Annotated in this window: 15 protein-coding genes; 5 read left to right on the plus strand and 10 right to left on the minus strand. The window is 39.9% G+C overall.

The genetic code is table 11. The features are described 5' to 3' along the window. Window positions 1–155 precede the first annotated feature (155 nt). Entirely contained in the window at window positions 156–617 is a 462-nt protein-coding gene (gene bufA2, locus AC1EU2_RS10595; RefSeq protein ID WP_480298251.1) for a BufA2 family periplasmic bufferin-type metallophore, read from the plus strand. Window positions 618–661: 44 nt separating this feature from the next. Here bufA2 and AC1EU2_RS10600 read toward each other — a convergent pair whose 3' ends face one another. The 3 genes from AC1EU2_RS10600 to AC1EU2_RS10610 all read right to left on the minus strand — a co-directional run bounded on the left by AC1EU2_RS10600 (window position 662) and on the right by AC1EU2_RS10610 (window position 3,224). Further along, window positions 662–1,333 (minus strand): nitroreductase family protein, encoded by a 672-nt coding sequence (locus AC1EU2_RS10600; protein WP_480298252.1) that lies wholly within the window; start codon window positions 1,331–1,333, stop codon window positions 662–664. A gap of 53 nt (window positions 1,334–1,386) precedes the next feature. Further along, on the minus strand, window positions 1,387–1,833 hold the full coding sequence (locus AC1EU2_RS10605) for a GNAT family N-acetyltransferase (RefSeq protein WP_480298253.1): 447 nt from the start codon (window positions 1,831–1,833) through the stop codon (window positions 1,387–1,389). Window positions 1,834–1,955: 122 nt separating this feature from the next. Beyond that, complete coding sequence (locus AC1EU2_RS10610) at window positions 1,956–3,224, minus strand: hypothetical protein (protein ID WP_480298254.1); 1,269 nt, start codon at window positions 3,222–3,224, stop codon at window positions 1,956–1,958. A 185-nt stretch (window positions 3,225–3,409) separates the two neighbouring features. Between AC1EU2_RS10610 and AC1EU2_RS10615 the strand changes: the two genes are divergently transcribed. Further along, window positions 3,410–4,051: a hypothetical protein gene (locus tag AC1EU2_RS10615; protein ID WP_480298255.1), complete on the plus strand. Its 642-nt coding sequence runs from the start codon at window positions 3,410–3,412 to the stop codon at window positions 4,049–4,051. Window positions 4,052–4,273: 222 nt separating this feature from the next. Here the strand turns inward: AC1EU2_RS10615 and AC1EU2_RS10620 are convergent, their stop codons facing one another. After that, the gene (locus AC1EU2_RS10620) at window positions 4,274–5,890 is read right to left on the minus strand and encodes an FAD-dependent oxidoreductase (RefSeq protein ID WP_480298256.1); all 1,617 of its coding nucleotides are present in this window, start codon (window positions 5,888–5,890) and stop codon (window positions 4,274–4,276) included. 87 nt (window positions 5,891–5,977) lie between these two features. Between AC1EU2_RS10620 and bamJ the strand changes: the two genes are divergently transcribed. Beyond that, entirely contained in the window at window positions 5,978–6,451 is a 474-nt protein-coding gene (gene bamJ, locus AC1EU2_RS10625) for a BamJ family beta-barrel-assembly machinery protein (protein ID WP_480298257.1), read from the plus strand. Window positions 6,452–6,871: 420 nt separating this feature from the next. Here bamJ and AC1EU2_RS10630 read toward each other — a convergent pair whose 3' ends face one another. The 5 genes from AC1EU2_RS10630 to AC1EU2_RS10650 are packed head-to-tail and all read right to left on the minus strand — an operon-like array spanning window position 6,872 to window position 12,793. Then, entirely contained in the window at window positions 6,872–10,531 is a 3,660-nt protein-coding gene (locus AC1EU2_RS10630; protein WP_480298258.1) for a DUF6701 domain-containing protein, read from the minus strand. An 11-nt stretch (window positions 10,532–10,542) separates the two neighbouring features. Then, complete coding sequence (locus tag AC1EU2_RS10635; protein ID WP_480298259.1) at window positions 10,543–10,998, minus strand: MSHA biogenesis protein MshP; 456 nt, start codon at window positions 10,996–10,998, stop codon at window positions 10,543–10,545. Then, complete coding sequence (locus AC1EU2_RS10640) at window positions 10,988–11,806, minus strand: type IV pilus modification PilV family protein (RefSeq protein ID WP_480298260.1); 819 nt, start codon at window positions 11,804–11,806, stop codon at window positions 10,988–10,990. The genes AC1EU2_RS10635 and AC1EU2_RS10640 overlap by 11 nt, the downstream gene beginning before the upstream one ends. Continuing rightward, window positions 11,806–12,330, minus strand: a complete 525-nt coding sequence (locus tag AC1EU2_RS10645; RefSeq protein ID WP_480298261.1) for a type IV pilus modification PilV family protein — start codon at window positions 12,328–12,330, stop codon at window positions 11,806–11,808. The genes AC1EU2_RS10640 and AC1EU2_RS10645 overlap by 1 nt, the downstream gene beginning before the upstream one ends. Further along, a complete protein-coding gene (locus tag AC1EU2_RS10650) occupies window positions 12,320–12,793 on the minus strand; it encodes a prepilin-type N-terminal cleavage/methylation domain-containing protein (protein ID WP_480298262.1) in 474 nt (157 codons plus the stop codon). The genes AC1EU2_RS10645 and AC1EU2_RS10650 overlap by 11 nt, the downstream gene beginning before the upstream one ends. A gap of 229 nt (window positions 12,794–13,022) precedes the next feature. Between AC1EU2_RS10650 and AC1EU2_RS10655 the strand changes: the two genes are divergently transcribed. After that, window positions 13,023–14,081, plus strand: a complete 1,059-nt coding sequence (locus AC1EU2_RS10655; RefSeq protein ID WP_480298263.1) for a hypothetical protein — start codon at window positions 13,023–13,025, stop codon at window positions 14,079–14,081. Between the two features lie 48 nt (window positions 14,082–14,129). On the opposite strand, the gene AC1EU2_RS10660 is transcribed toward AC1EU2_RS10655, so the two are convergent. Beyond that, window positions 14,130–14,651 carry a type II secretion system protein gene (locus AC1EU2_RS10660; RefSeq protein ID WP_480298264.1) on the minus strand — a complete coding sequence of 174 codons (522 nt, stop codon included), beginning with the start codon at window positions 14,649–14,651 and terminating at the stop codon, window positions 14,130–14,132. A gap of 348 nt (window positions 14,652–14,999) precedes the next feature. On the opposite strand from AC1EU2_RS10660, the gene AC1EU2_RS10665 reads away from it, so the two are divergent. Beyond that, the gene (locus tag AC1EU2_RS10665; protein WP_480298265.1) at window positions 15,000–16,094 is read left to right on the plus strand and encodes a hypothetical protein; all 1,095 of its coding nucleotides are present in this window, start codon (window positions 15,000–15,002) and stop codon (window positions 16,092–16,094) included. Window positions 16,095–16,164: the final 70 nt, after the last annotated feature.

Below are 16,164 nucleotides of genomic sequence, written 5' to 3' on the forward strand. Positions count from 1 at the left end.
AGTGATAACTAAGTAAAAAATGTTCTTCAGAGCATATTGAACGTTTAAACAGATAATTAAATAAACTAATTATTCACTTTCAATTTATAGCTCCAACCTCATTCCTGTTTATTTCGTTTATTGCTCTAATCTTATTTAACTAAAGGTAAGTTGTGATGAAGAAATCGACCCAAACAGCATTAACTGGTACAGCACTTGCGCTTGCAATGGCTGGCCTCAGTTCTTGTTCAACAATGAATAACAGACCTGATAATTCTGGCGGAGAGAGTAGTTCAGCCGTCGAGATGGTGCATTGCTATGGTGTGAACCAATGCAATGGACACAATGACTGCAAAACAGGTAGTAACGGCTGTAAAGGACAGGCTGGTTGTAATGGCACTGGATTCGTTAAAATGCCTGCAAAAGCTTGTAAAGATGTGGGCGGCGAAATTAAAGATGCCTGGCGAGGAAAACGAGATAAAGCAGCACTAAGTAAGTGTTATGGCGTTAATAAGTGTAATGGCCACAATGATTGTGGCGGCAAAGATCACAGCTGTAAAGGTCAAGCAAGCTGTAAAGGAACCGGTTTTGTGCTCATGCCAGCCAAAGCGTGTAAAGATATCGGTGGTAAAAGTTAACTGAGCACTGATATCAAAATGGGGCTTTATTCAAGCCCCATTTCTTATAAAACTGTCATGATTTCTTCAAGCGGTTTTTTGTTGATGGCATGATCCGGAATCGTCGCATCATCGGCAGGATAACCCACAACTAAAAGCATGTAGGGTCTTTCGTTGTCAGGATTACGCTCGCATACCTTACTCAGAAATGACATTGGCTTAGGGGTATGAGTTAACGTACCTAACCCCGCATTGTGTAATGCTTGAATTAAAAAACCTGTCGCAATCCCTACGGACTCATGAACATAATAATTGTTCTTATCACCCACCTCAGTTTCCATACGCTTCTGACTAAAAATAGCAATAAGCCATGGTGCTGTTTCAAGGTAAGGTTTGCTGGCATTGGTGCCTAAAGGCTTTAATGCGTCCAACCATTCTTCGCCCGCTCTGCCATCATAAAACCCACGTTCAATCGCCTCAGCTTGCTCTCGAATCTGTGCTTTTACATCGCTGCTATTGATTGCGACAAAATGCCAAGGCTGGTGATTTGCTCCATTTGGTGCTGTACCTGCGGCTAAAATACATTGTTCAATGATCTCTTGTGGCACAGGCTTATCAGAAAACTTTCTGATTGAATGGCGACGTTTAATATCTTGATAATGCGCTTGTGCACGTTCCAACATTTCTTGTTGTGGATACTCAACAAAGTCTGTCAGTGGATGATGTTGCTCAGACATAATTACCCCGTTATTTGTATGGTAATTTTAAGACCAGATAACTTTAATGTTTATTACGCTAAACAGAACATAAGCTCAATGCCATCTTCTGTTTCTATTTGTGCACAAGGCATAAAACCACACTTTTCAAGTACACGTTGTGATATTAAATTATCTTGATGAACATAGGCATGCAATGGTCTTTCGAAATGCTGTAAGAATTGCTTCAGCGCTTTTGTGGCATAACCTTTACCCCAATATTGGCTTCCTAGCCAATACCCGATCAGACGCTTATCGCCATCTAACCAACTCATCATGTTACCAACCACCTCACCATTAACCTCGATAGAAAGTATTACATTATCTGAATCTTGGGTTATGCGTTGCCAATGAGCTTTAAAATCGGACTCTGAACGAGCAGGAAAACGTGCCATTTGACAAGCTGTTACATCAGCCTGATTTTGATAAAAGATTTCAATATCTTCTGAGGATGGCCTTCTTAGTGCCACTTGCTGTTCCATTAAATTACCCACAACTTATTGTTAACTTTTTATAAACAACAAAGCTAACATAGATAATTGCACTGAATCAATGCTGTAAGCTCTCAGTCAAAACTAGCCATGACTACAGTGAATACTGAACACTATTTTATACTGTCTATAAGAGTCTGCTGAACAGAAGGTGTTACAACTTGGTGTACGGTACCTCGTTCGTCGGCAGTCAAAGTTTTGTACACTTTTTTTAAAGCATTGAATGCATCTATCTGCTCTGTGCGGTCAACATTAGGAATGTACCCACAAGCAAGTACCTTTTTGGGAGTACTGTCTGGAAATAACTCCCTAGTGGCTTCGGTTTTTACCTCATCACTGCATTTATGTAAAAAAGCGCTCGCCATTTCGGCAGGTAGTCTCGTTGCAAGTGCTTTTGTGGCATTATCACTTACATTACTCAGATCTGCTTTACCTAAGCTGGCTTTAAATCTCATTTCATCACTTCCTTGAAATTCATTGGCCTTTTCAATGAAAGTATCCAATAGATCTGGGTCACCTTCGGCAATTTTGAACAATGACGTTAACATTTCAGGATTACCAATTAAGGCAGCCATAACTTTAACTTGTACTTCTGTTGAACAATTTTCCATAATAGGCTCAAAGTTTAATTTGCATTGGTGACAGATCAGAAGTATTACTTCCGCACAATTAAACCCTTTACGTTCATAACTGAGTAAACTCGCAATTGAACTCATATCCATATGCTTAAGAGCTGCTAACAATGACCTTTTATCCAAGTACCTAAGGATATTTGCTCCATAGCCGTAATTTTTAATTAACAGGTTGAAAGTAGTCCCTGCTTTTTCAGGATCATTCCCAACATGCTTCATTAAAGCTTTCTCAAGAATTTCTTCTTCGGCACTTAAACCTACGTTATCTTGTAAGTGTTCAAATTGAAGCATTAAATCTGCAAGATACCTAGAGGCAACAATCGAGTTGCATTCAGAAAGCACTAATTTAGTTCTTTGCAACGACAGGGGCTTGATACTCTCTTGACTCCCTAGGTTTTCACTTAACAAATCAGATTCAGAAAAATAAGTTGAGACATCAGGTAGTTTGACAGAGCTTGTTTTAACAACCTTCCCCATAACAAATGAAAGTAATAAATTTTTTGCAGTTTGAGTATCTGGTTCGGTTACATCTGTTTCACAGAACACTAGTTTATTTTGAACAGCCTTTCCTTCATTTTGTGAATCAACGAACTTTAAAAATTGTATTCCTATGCTCCCATCCCTAGCAACCAATTCATATTCTTTTCCATCTTTTTTAAATACCACAGGCTCCTTCACTATTTGAGCCCAAGACATCGGACTCGATAAATCTGAATATGACGATTCAGATGTTAGGAGCAAGCTATGCATTGGTATTTCCATTTTCCCCTCGATGTTAGAGCATATATAAAAAACTCATAAACAAAACTTAACATAACCAAGATTAACTTGACCTTTCTTGCAAATGAAGATTTGCTTGGTCAGGATTTTTTAATCAAAAAAATTCACTTTCTCAATCTATACTTGATAAAAAACACACCTAGAATTTAGGCTTTATGAAAATAGTAATAGGGCTTATTGCTATGCTAACGATAAATCACTTACCAGAATCACCTGCTAATGTAGATGTTTACATTCAAGGTAAACTCGAACGTTTTTCCGAGCATGACTTCTTTAGGCACTATCAAGTAAAAGGGATTAATCGTATTCCAGTAGAAGAGTTCAATAGGTTACCACAAGTCAAACTTTTGAACTCTATGGGCACTAATAATCTGAACATTTCTGAAAAGAGATTTATCCGATTCAGCCTTGAAAAGAATAACGCAATCGTAGGACAGGAGTATTTGGCACTACCAATTGTCACTCTAGGGCAAGATACAAGCTCTGATGGATATGTTGCTCCTAAACTGTCACTCAACAATGCATTAATTTTTAAAGCTAAAAAAGTAAAAAGTCATTTAAGTTATGCCGATGTAGAAGCACTGCTCAAAGCTGAACAACTGAACTTCAGTTTCACCGTCGACACAATTCATTCTATGACATCATTACAATCTGAAATCCTAAGGCGATATCGTTACAGTCGTCCCAATTTATCTGAAGCTGAAATATTAGATTTAGGTGTTGCTATTGTGTGGTTTAAATGGATTGGGTACATAGATAAGAATAATCAAAGGGTAGACTTAGAAAATCGTCGTTAAATTTTTAAAAATCATCGATTAACAGTGGGGTTAATTTCCTCTTTTAGCGTCTTAAGCCTCTCAGTATTCGAAAGCGACTTTCCTCAAGTCACAATCATAGTAGAAAGATGTTGTAAGGGATATCATGTGCCTTACAACAATCTTCCTTCTATTTTTCAGCCGTTCAAACTCACTAAAATCACTTAAACGATTAGGTCAAAATTAGAATAACCGTTGAAAACATTAACTCGCTTTTTTACGCTCTATTTCCAAAATGGCATCAGAATATTTAGAGGCATCCAGATTTTCAAAATAATTATCCCAGCTAGGCATAGCCTGACGTATTCTTAAAAAGTCATCTTTGGGTATAACCATGACAATAGTGTCTTTTACGGCGGTTAACGTTCCGGTTGTCATACATTCATTTTGTATTGTTCGCTCTCCCCAATGATCATTGACATCAAAGGTTCTAGAAAACGCTGGAGTGTCATCACAAGACTCAACATCAAGCTTGAGCTCACCTTCCACGACAACATAGAAACCATCTACCCATTCACACGGATTAAATACGATATCGTCCTTTGCAAAGTGCATATAACGACACGCATGAGGTTTATCTTGTTCCATATGGACAATCGTACGAGGTAAGAAGTAATCAAACATCCAGTTTAGGGCGACTCGAACACGTGTGGTAAAACCTGGCAACATGGCAATATAAAATCCACGCCATAAAAACCATGCAAACAATCCATACAAATTCATCCCCATCATGCTGCCAACCGCTGAGTACCCGCCCAATGACGCTAATGCCCCTTTCGAACAATACTCGAAAGGCTTTAATGCCTTGCCTTGTAAAGATGCATAAAGATTATCAGCCAACAGTTTCGCTTCACGTACGGTTGCTTGCGCAGTCGGTGGTGCAATTTTTCCATCATCAAGTGGAATGGCAGCAATATCACCTAATGACCAGACATGCTCTACCCCTTCGACTTGTAACTCTCGAGTTGTAGGAATTTTACCTCGATTTAGCTCCAAACCAAGCGACTTAACAAAAGGTGATGGTCCGTTACCGATAGTGGTGATCACGGTTGTTGTTGGGATCACTTCGCCGTGATTAGTCGTAACACTCGTCGATGTTGCAGAATTAACGCCAGTACCGAGCTTTATTTCTACCCCTCTTTTTTCAAGCACTTTATGAGCATACTGACTTTGCTTTTCTGGTAGTTCCATCAAAATCCTATCGCCAAACTGCACTAACACTAAACGAATTTCTTCCTTGGATATTTGAGGATAATATTGAAGTGTGCGATGAATCATTTCCTGTAATTCACCCATAGTTTCAACACCAGAAAAACCACCACCAGCGACAACAAACGTCAGTAGTCTCTCTTTTAATGCTTGATTGTCAGTGACATCGGCAAGTTCAAAGTTTTGAATCACTTTATTTCTAAGAACGTAAGCGTCTGATAAGTTCTTCATGGTTAAGCTGTGTTGCTGAAACCCTTTAAACATAGAAAGGTCGGTGACCTGCCCAGAAGCAATAATCACTTCGTCGTAAGGTAAGTCATGAAGGATGCGCTGGCGACCTTGTACGAGCTGTACTGTCTTGGCTTCGATATCAATACCACGAACTTCAGCCAATCTGACCTTTACTTTGGGTAACAATAAGCGTAGCGGTGTTACGGCGTCCTGAGAGTTAATCACTCCTGACGCTACTTCAGGCAATAGCGGTTGAAAAACAAAATAGTTTCTTTCACTGATCAGCTCTATTTCTAAATCATCATTCGCTATTTCTGATAAATGTTTTGCCGCAAACACACCTGCAAACCCACCGCCAATAATTACTACTTTGGTCGCCATTGTTGAATCCTTTCAATACTTCGTTGAATTCATTTAAATATAGTGCAAATATGGCATTTTGTTTCCCCCTCTAAAACGGAATTAAATATGAAAATGTTACTTGCTGTGGTTGTCATCGCCATGGTTGTTTTTTACTTCTTCACTCAGTCGCAAAACAGTGAGCAAGCCAAACAAAACTTAGCGCAAGGCAAAGCCTTTCTCGCTGAAAACAAGACTAAAGAAGGCGTAATAACCACTCAATCCGGATTACAATATAAAGTTCTGCATAAGGGTGATGGCACAGTTCACCCAAAAGCGAAAGACACCGTTAAAGTGCATTATCACGGTACACTTATCGATGGTACGGTTTTCGATAGTTCTGTCGACCGTGGTGAGCCAATTTCTTTCCCACTAAATCGCGTTATTAAAGGTTGGACTGAAGGATTACAACTAATGACGGTTGGTGATAAGTTTCGCTTTTTTATTCCTGCAAACTTAGCCTATGGTAACCGTGCCACTGGTAAGATTGGTGGGAATTCAGTACTCATTTTTGATGTTGAACTACTTGATATCAATAAATAAAAAGTTAATTATTAACTATATATTTACGCAATAGTTTTGCGATTTTCCTGTCACAAATGATGTTTAGGGTATTGGGCTCATCATTTCAAACCAAGTGACAGGAAAATGAAAACCAATAAAACAATACTCTTAACACTTATTCTTTAAGTCCTACATGCTGCTTGTGGCAGTGATAAGGAAGACTCTAGTGGCGGTATGACTAAGATGGTATGCAATCAAACAGCCCAACAACATCTATAAACACCGCAGCAACCAGTTGTTACAGTAATATCAGTGGCCGCTTAACCAGTACCAATAATCCCGATTGAAAACCCTTTCATTTTGACAATCCAACTTCAAGTATGAAATATAGTAAACAAGTGCAATCAAATTTAATTATTGGACATTGATTTCAAACTACAAAAATAGAGACACACTAATTTAATTAATTTCCCGCCAATAAATAATCCGATCATGTCCTTTGGTTTGGCTTTCATAATTAGCTGACGCTTCAGGAAACAATAAGTTACTGTCATTTTCCCAGTGCCACTTGAGGTAATCTGGTACAGTAAGCTTATCGATCACAATGCCTTTGTAGCTTCCGATATTTTGCCAGTTTAACGTGGCAATGCCTTGAACAAGCGGTGCAGTTATTCCAGACGCAAAGGTACGATTGACTTGTTGACCTTGATCCAATGGTGGATTGTAAGGTTGAGACTCAGTAAAACCAGCGTGGTCTAACACAGTGCAGCTATCGGCACTAAAATTAGTGAAGTCATTACCATTCCATACTTGCGAATATATCTTCGCTGACAGGATTTCATTACTTGAAGCTGAGCCGGTTACCATACTTGGCTGAACAATTATCCGACCAAGTTTCAGAGATACATTAGCACTATCAATACGAGTGGCATCACAGGCGGCTGTATTGAGTAAACAAGTACTCTGGCCCACCGTCATATTAAGTGGTGCTTGCTGAGCAAATCCACCGTCATTATCAGTTAACGTAAGACCAAGCCTTAACTCATCAATATTTACCGGTGTAGCTAAAGTCTGAGGGTATGGATTTCGAGTTAACAGTGGTGATAATTCAACACTTGCCACACCATTATCAAAAACTAATTCGGTACTTGGGATCGCATTGTTAGTTGCACTGTCATCTGCCACAAGGCGGTGCGTTAAAATATGCGAATTGTTATCATCGGCATTAATGATGCCTGTCGCTTTAGCAAATGCACCTTGATAATTTTGAGTGACATTTCCCTGAAGGTTTTTAGCAAGAATATTAAAAGTATTTGAAAATGGCTGCCCGAGATACGTGAAACTGCCCGCACTACACGCATTAAATGTCGACACATTTTCGACATCGAATGTAGCAGGAACAAAACGACCTAAATTACCTACAAAACCGGATTGAATGGGAAGATTTGTTACGCCCAAGTAACTGTTTGCACTCGCCATCATTCCAAAAATTCCACTTTCAGAAAGCCTACGGTTTATGACGTTGTTGGTACCTTGCTGGTACACATATTCGGAAGGGTTACTACCCGAAACATCAGCCGGTTGCCCCATATCTAAAGAGCCTTTCTTACCACCACTTGGTGCAACAATGTCATGCGTCAACTGAACAGGTAAGTCACCGGCTTCAGTTTGATAATTAACTACGTTAGGGTTGTTGCACATAATTGCACTATTTAGCTGCCATGCTTTTGCCTGAATTGACAAAGCAAAATTATCCCCAGCCTTTTTATAAACTGAACAATTAGCATCATTTGTTGAACATTTTGCAGCATCTTGGGCCATTAGACACAGACCATAAGGCACAAAAGTAACATCATTACTTGATGTAAGCCCCCTGTTAAACCATAAAAAACTGTCTAAGCTTAACTTACCTGCTTCAGGGTATAGAAACTCGACTTCAGCTTCTGCGTTCGAATTAAACCTTATGCTTTTATAGCTGAGTCCTTCTTCAGCAGAGCCGCCTACGTAACTGAAAAGTGCTCTATTTTGGGGTGCTGATGGTTCACTGTAACTGACTCTACTAACAATCCAATCTGAAGTATTACGAAAACGATTGTCAGCTCGACAATTCCTAATCACTCTAATGGTTCCAGTTTGCGGCTTATTAGAATAAGTATTTGGAAAGTCCAACTGTAAGCCTGAACGAGCAAAGCGTATTCGACATTGATCTGCTGTTGCTGTAGCGGAGCTTGTCCCACAAACGGTTTGACTGAGTACCGGTGTTGAAGCAGTTGTTGCATCTAAACGGATACTTCGACCTCGAAAGTACTTAATATCAAAGTTTGTTTCGCCACCTGTTAACTGAAAATTATTCGGAGAGATTCGAACATTATTGTGATACCAACCTTCCTCTTGACCACGATTAATATTGTCCGGCTGTAAATTAATGGCTAGTGGTAACGAATACTTTTTACTGCAACTTTCGTTTGCACACGCTCGAAATTGAATATCATTCGCTTCACACGTGTTTTCTACATCTGAATACAAAAACTCAAAATGATGCAGTATTTCAGTATCGTTGGTTACTTTTTGGAAAGCGATATAATCAAAAGTCTCTGCTAAGTGACGTCGATCATTGGTGGGACGATCATATTGGTCTTCATCAATAACCATGCTTACATGACTTTGGCTCAGCTCACATTGACGAAACCAACCACCATCGACACCTTGACGACGACTTTTACTTCCAACTAGCGCAGGAATAGCAGTGAACCCATCCAATGCATTTACATGCCGACACTGTTCCGTCAAGCTTTGGCCTCTTGGCACCTCAGGGCGATTTAATCCTTGCCCAAATTGAAATCGGGTAATGACACCATTCAGTATTGTACTTTCACTGCCAGAAGTAGCGTCAAAAACTAAATAAGCAACATCTTCATTATTCAAGACCGTTTGACTTGTGCCTGGACAAGCTCTCTGCCCTTGACTATTGCGGTCATAAACCAATGATGGATCCAAACTTAAATTCAATTGCGACTGTCCATTTACGGTCTCCACCGTCGAAACACTGGATAGCCAACAACGAGAATTTCGGTCCGTTTGAATTTGTGACATGGCTAAACTAAATGAACCCGATACTGGTGGTGAAAACCACGGCGATGAAGGCATTCCCGTATTGTTATTAAAGTCAAAAGCGTTATTAAAATTCGCTATTCCTGCGATTAGCTTTTTGGAACCCAGATTATGTTCGCCAGAAGTTAAAGCTATCCAGTTAACATTCTTCATTGGCTGTGGGGTTAATGCTGAGTTCCCATTTTTCATTGGTGCCGCGATCTGTTTCCAACTAAATCCCGTGTTCGTTACCGAAATTAACTTGATACTGCTTGGTCCATCGGTCTCTGGTGTTTGAGGGTTTATGGTAGGTGTAATAAACACAAGTGGTTTCGTTCCTGCAGGAAATGCAGTGTCAAATGTCGTTTGTTGCACTGAACCAACGGTGTCAGTATCGGTTACACCAAAGCGAATACCAGAAATTTCAGGTTCGGGCTCAGGTTCAGGGTTTTGGCTGTTAAAGCACATACCATTAAAGTTTGCATTGTTCACGGCATTTTCAATACGAGTGACTCTCGCCTGCCCGGTCACCCTCAAGTCGCCTGCTGCAGCTAAGCCTCCACTTATTTGAGCCTGCCCAGAAATATGGGCTGCGCCAGCAACATAAACCAGAGCGTTTATCTGACTTTGCCCTGCCAGATTAAAGCTACCACGTACGTAGATGATTAAGTTTTCAGGGTTACCATTTTCATTGATTTGAGCATTATTTAACGTCAAATTATTGAAATATAATCGCGTTGTACGCTCACTTGGGCTTACGAAACTATCATCAGAAAATGAACCATTTAAGTAATTAAAGTCATCATCAACATAATCATCATTAGGCGAACAGAAAGGGATAAAACCGAAAAAGCTGAAGCAATCTAAATCTTCTGTCGCTGGAACTAAATCAGTGGGTGCAGGGAAATCATTATGTCCCCCTGTGGCTGGCGAGGTAAAAACCGAATCACACTGCTCAATCGCTTGCGACAAATTTGCCACAAACAACAGACTCACGATTAAGTATCTAAAAATATGATTGATGCGCATTATTTTCATTATTAGTATCTCGCAATCACTTCCACTTGACGGCTTGTTCTATGATTCGTTCCTTCACCACAAACGGCTTTACTGGTAATTCGATATTGGGTCAAAGTTTGGCCACCTGAATTATCACTGAATGACTCGCATCCTAAACTGACAGTACAAGTTTGAAGAGTTTTAGCCTTAGTAGGAATCGCCCACGTTGCAGGTAACGTGACAGCACTGCAATTTGAACTGCCATTGACCGTTAATGGAAATAACCTCGCCAATGCAGCATCAGCACCACTATTAGCAGCAAGTAAAGCTCTCTCCCCCATCACCTCTTGAAGTACAGATTCATCTTCATTTTGCGAAATATGGATAAGCGCAGCGGCTAATAAGAACATTACCGTCAGAATGAAAATAGCCAGAACGAGCATACTGCCTTGTTGTTGTTTTAGTATTTTGATCGTTGCTCTCTTATTATGGAACATTAACCACCTGCACTTGATGATGGTATTCTATCGTTTGGTCAAGCACCTGAAACTTAAGATTTAACTGCACAATATCGTGATTATCATCCGACAATATAAAGTTGAATGGCAAATCAGCAGAGTCAGCCAAATTATTTACTATATCTCGGGCAACAACACTGTTCGATCCACTATTGAAGGCGATAGGCTGAATAATTTTAAAGCCATATCCGTCATAACGCTTAAGCTCACCACCAGATACACAATAACTGACCGGCATCTGAGTTAAAAATATTCGCTTTCTTGCGGAGTTTGCAGCAAATATCACCGAGTTATCAAATCTTAGGGTCAGTGCGTCTCCAGTAGGAGTTACTTCAGCTAAAGTCACAAAATAAGCATTGTTGGCATCTTGCGGCCCATAAATGTCAGCCTCACCTGTAGTCAACCCAAGTAAATACATTCGTTGATTAACGTCAATAGCAACACTCGGTTGATCTTTGAAAATTGAGCCCGTATTACGTGAAGGTGTTCCTACAGTTGGTAAAGAGATATAGCTGCTTGAGGTAATAACGGGTACAAACTCGATACACTGGGTCACTCCAGAATGAGTAATACGAACGCTATTAGGTAAGGCATTGGTTAACTCTCTGTTCATACGTTGTAAAACATATCGGCTTTGATTTAATGCTTGATCTGTACTGCTCGAATCAACAAAAATTCGAGTACCAAAGGTCACAAAACTGCTTACTCCAACCGCCACAATTCCTAAAATTAGGATGACAGTAATCAGCTCAACAAGTGTAAAACCTCTGTTTTTATGCCGACTCATTAATAATTACTCCTTACAGCATCAAACCGGATCTGTTCACCTGAAGGAGTCGTAATGTTAAGCGTAATCACTTTATTGAGTAGGCGACCACCCGCTTCATCGCCTTTTTCAATCACAACGTTAAATTGGTAGTTAGGGTAGACTTGAGCGTATGTTGTTGTGCTACCTAACATCATGGAGTCTTGTGTTAAGCCGTTAAAGTCATTCAAATTATTAAATGCCGCTCTTGCTTTGGTAACAGTATCAATGACACCATCACATGGATTACTCAGTGGCTGGACGCTATCACAGGCAGGCACACCAGCGTCTCCCGTATTAGGATCAAAACGCTGGCTCCACACTTCAGTCATAATTGTACTTGCGAGTTCAGCAGCTCTGACTCGATGTAATGTTTCGGCAGCACGATCGGCTTGAGGCAATAACATGCTGGTCATCATCACTAAGCCGATGCTAAGCACTAACATTCCTACAACAAGCTCAATAAGAGTAAATCCTGACTTTACAGACCTAAAGCTAGCTTGCACTAATATACCCCGCAGTCGTCAATTGAATTTCAACAGCGTCATCAGCAGTGACTTTTATGCAAGGTCCCACACAACGATTACTTAATTTTATTCCACCCAAAGCATCGAAGTTAACATCAAACACTTGGTTTGACTCAGAAGTCACTGAAACCCCATTTTCCCATGGTGTAAGCTGGCCAACGTCATTGAAAGCATTACAATCAGAAGCATTACGATCTGCGCTCATCATCACATAACCATTGGGTTTGAACGCCACTCGATAGCATTGATCACTATTATTTAACGCTCTTTGTTGAACGGTTCTGAGTTCTGAAATAATTTCATTACGCACACTGTATGCACTGAAGCTGGAGACATTAATAAGACGAGGTAAAACGACTACGGCCAATATACCGATAAGGATTATGGTGGTGACGAGTTCTACGAGTGTAAACCCTTTATTTTTATTATAGTTAAATACCATCGTTGTTGCCGTAGCCCTCAAACAGCTTGATATTAACGAACAAATCAATCGAAGTGTTACTTTTATCTTTATTTTGTCAAAGATAACGCAAACAATGGTATTACAAATACAGTGGATTTTAAACTTAATCTCACTTGATTTATTTCCTACAAATTAAGCCTAATTAATCACAGTCAATCAAAGTAAAAGCTAAACTAATGATATAGATAAAAGAGGTGAGGAGGTAATGATGCCAAACATGCTTGAGTCAGCAATAGCGTGTGCATCAATGCATTCACACCATCACTTTACTGAGAAACCTCAAAGTGAACCGTCTCGTCCATGTGAATTGAATGCCCACAACTATCAAGTAAAGTCTAAAGTAAGCTATTCATGGAAGAGTCTCCCTCTAGTCAGAACTTTAATTGCGTTTTTTTCATCTAAACTCTCACCATCTAAGTTCTCGCCAACAAAGTTAACCCAAAAAGAACCTGATACTGATGTTTTTAATAACTTCTCTTTGCGTGCAACCTCCCGTGAAGAACTTTTTCATTCTGTTCCAGTCGCTCCAAATCATAACCACAAACGGGCACGTGAATTAGATTTAACCACAACAATTAATTTAAGTAACACGCAAACGGAGCAACAACGCACTACTCGCTTTACTTCATCTAACACACAACTTCCAGTTAGCTCAAATGAGTCTAGTGACACTGCAGAGCCGCAAAGAAAACGAACAATTCAATTTAATAACAATGTACAAGTTGCTGAAATATCAGATACGCCCGCAACCGCAACAACAAAAGATCTCTGTCCACTGAGTGAACCTCAACCATTAAAATCTACAGATCAACCCGTTGCTAATCTTAATAACCCTGAATACAGCAACACCTTTAGGAAGTCAGCCAATAGCGCTCTCAAACTGCCACCACCCGATATAACGTTTTCCCCATGTAAGGGTAAAGGCTACACCCAACAACAAATGGAAACCATACAGCAGCGTTGGCAGCAATACAGCAAAGCCGATGCAGAAGAAGTCCTTGCAGCAATCGTTACTCCATCACTACCCGAGGCTTCAGAACAAAGCCCTTCCATCGATTACTCAAGTAACAGGGCCGCTAGAAAAAGATCCAACGAACAACAGAATGCAATTATGGGAACACTCTTTGATATGGGCTTTGAAGCGAATGAAGATAAAGAAACTCAAAAAATTACAGTAGGCAAAAGGCTCACTTTTAAACCTACAGAATATAAAGTTAACGGTAAAAGCCTTTGGGTACTTGACCTCCCCAGGAGTAGACGTTCATAAAGGCCTTCAATGTCGCTTATCGAGGCCTTTATTCATCATTTAAAATTATTAACAACCATTATCGGTAATAACAACACTTGGTAATGCCCCATCACTTGCTGCTGGGGTATACACGATCTTGCAAGCAGTACTACCACCACTGGTATCCGCCGGAGCACCACGTTGCCAAAACGTTATTGACGTTCCGCTTGAGTCGACGTTGGCTACCCAATCACTGTTACCTGAGTCTGATGGGCTTGTGCCGGCTTCAAAATTAGCATCCATACCATTATTAAATGCCGTAAGGTTAGCATCCATATAACCATATTTAATTGCAACATCGTCTTCAACGCCCGAGGAGCCATTAATACTTAGCGTATCTGATTCCGCTTTTTGTTTTGATTCAAGTGCGGCTTTAGAAAATATCAGTGCATTAGAACCATCAATCGCCCCTTTTAAACCTTGAAGCGCTGATTTTCGAGCATCTGACTGTAAATTGATGAACTTTGGTGCTGCTGTAACGGCAAGAATCCCAAGAATAATGATCACAACTACAAGTTCAATTAACGTAAAACCTTGTTGTTTCTGCATGGCAATACCTCTTTAAATTGCGTGCATACGTAACGGGTAATTTAATGTCCCTATCAGTAATCACCTTGATAAAAATAATAAAAGTACGCGCTTACTTTACTTTGAGAATAAAGAAATGGAAAGAGGGTTATTGAGTACGGCAGACTGATCATTTATCAATACTTCAGAGCTTTTAACAACTGTTCCAAAAAGGTATTACATATAAAAATGACGACAGCACTATATTTAAAGCTAATAAAATCAATATAATTAACGTCGACAGTGAACGTCAGATAAATAATATTTAATTACATCTTCTAAACGTTAAAAGTAAAGTTATCTCATGGCCACAGGAAAATGAGAGCTGCGGTGAACTTTGTTTTGGACACTCCTCTTTCAATAAATCCTACGCATACGTCTTCGAATGCGAAAGCTACCTCGTCTTCAGCTTCACCTCTTTGTACTTTTAATCACCTGACTTACACTGTAGCTAACCCAACCGACACTCAAACAACATGGGTACAATCCATAAAAACAAAATTTACAGCCTTATTACCTTCGAAATCACTCAGTACCTCATCTCAGCCTAAAGACAGTGGTAGCTCAAGTAGTGCATGTGTACTCGAAAGTTATACTGTAAAGCCAATAGATCGGAACTTAGATTTTAATACCATTCCTGTTAAATCAACCCGTTTTCAAAGCTCTGAATTACGAGAAAAAGAACTCTTGACTGGTGTTAATTATGGCAGCCCGATTATTCCCGAACCAGAGCTTGAGCCTACGTCACTAAACAACAGTTTAACAAGATATGATGTTCCAGAAGGTCCTCCCATATCTCGGGGTGATTTTTTTGATAAATTACCCCCTGGACAGAAAAAAACCAGATTTTCTGAAGTCGTTAAATGCAGATGGATTCCAACATCTCCGTTGCATGAGGAAACCGAAGCCATTGATGAGTATGTAAGCTTAAACGAAAATGAATCTAATGCCACTTCAGCAAATGCTGGTAAGCTTTCATTAAAGGACTGGGTTTTGTTACCCGAACCTGAGCTTACTCCAGAAGAGCCCTCAACACCCGAAGTCACGTATCGTGCTTGGTATAACCAAACACAAGTGGAGGCAATACAAAAATCTTGGCAAGGTTTCACCCTTGAGCAAGCTAAAAAGACGTTAGTAGAGTTTGCGAACTCGATTGCTTCAATCAATAACGCTGCTCTACCACTTCCAGAGCCTAATACTGATGAAGAAGAGTACATCTTGCCAGCCAGATATAAAGCTCCCGCAGACAGAAAGATAAGCAGCAAAAGTATTAATAAGGTTTTGGCTTCATTAATGGAAATGGGGTATTACGCAAAGTACAACAGTTCTACGGGAGAGTTTGCAGAGATACAAAAGTTAGAGTTTGAGCCAAAATCCCAGGAAGTTAGAGGAGAAAAGATGTGGGAGTTGGTTAAGGTTATGTAGGCGTTTGAAATAATGCCTCATCAAGATAATGATGAGGCATTATTTGATACTTGAATAAAGAGTTATTCAA

The organism is Parashewanella sp. 2304DJ23-3 (genome assembly GCF_056591695.1).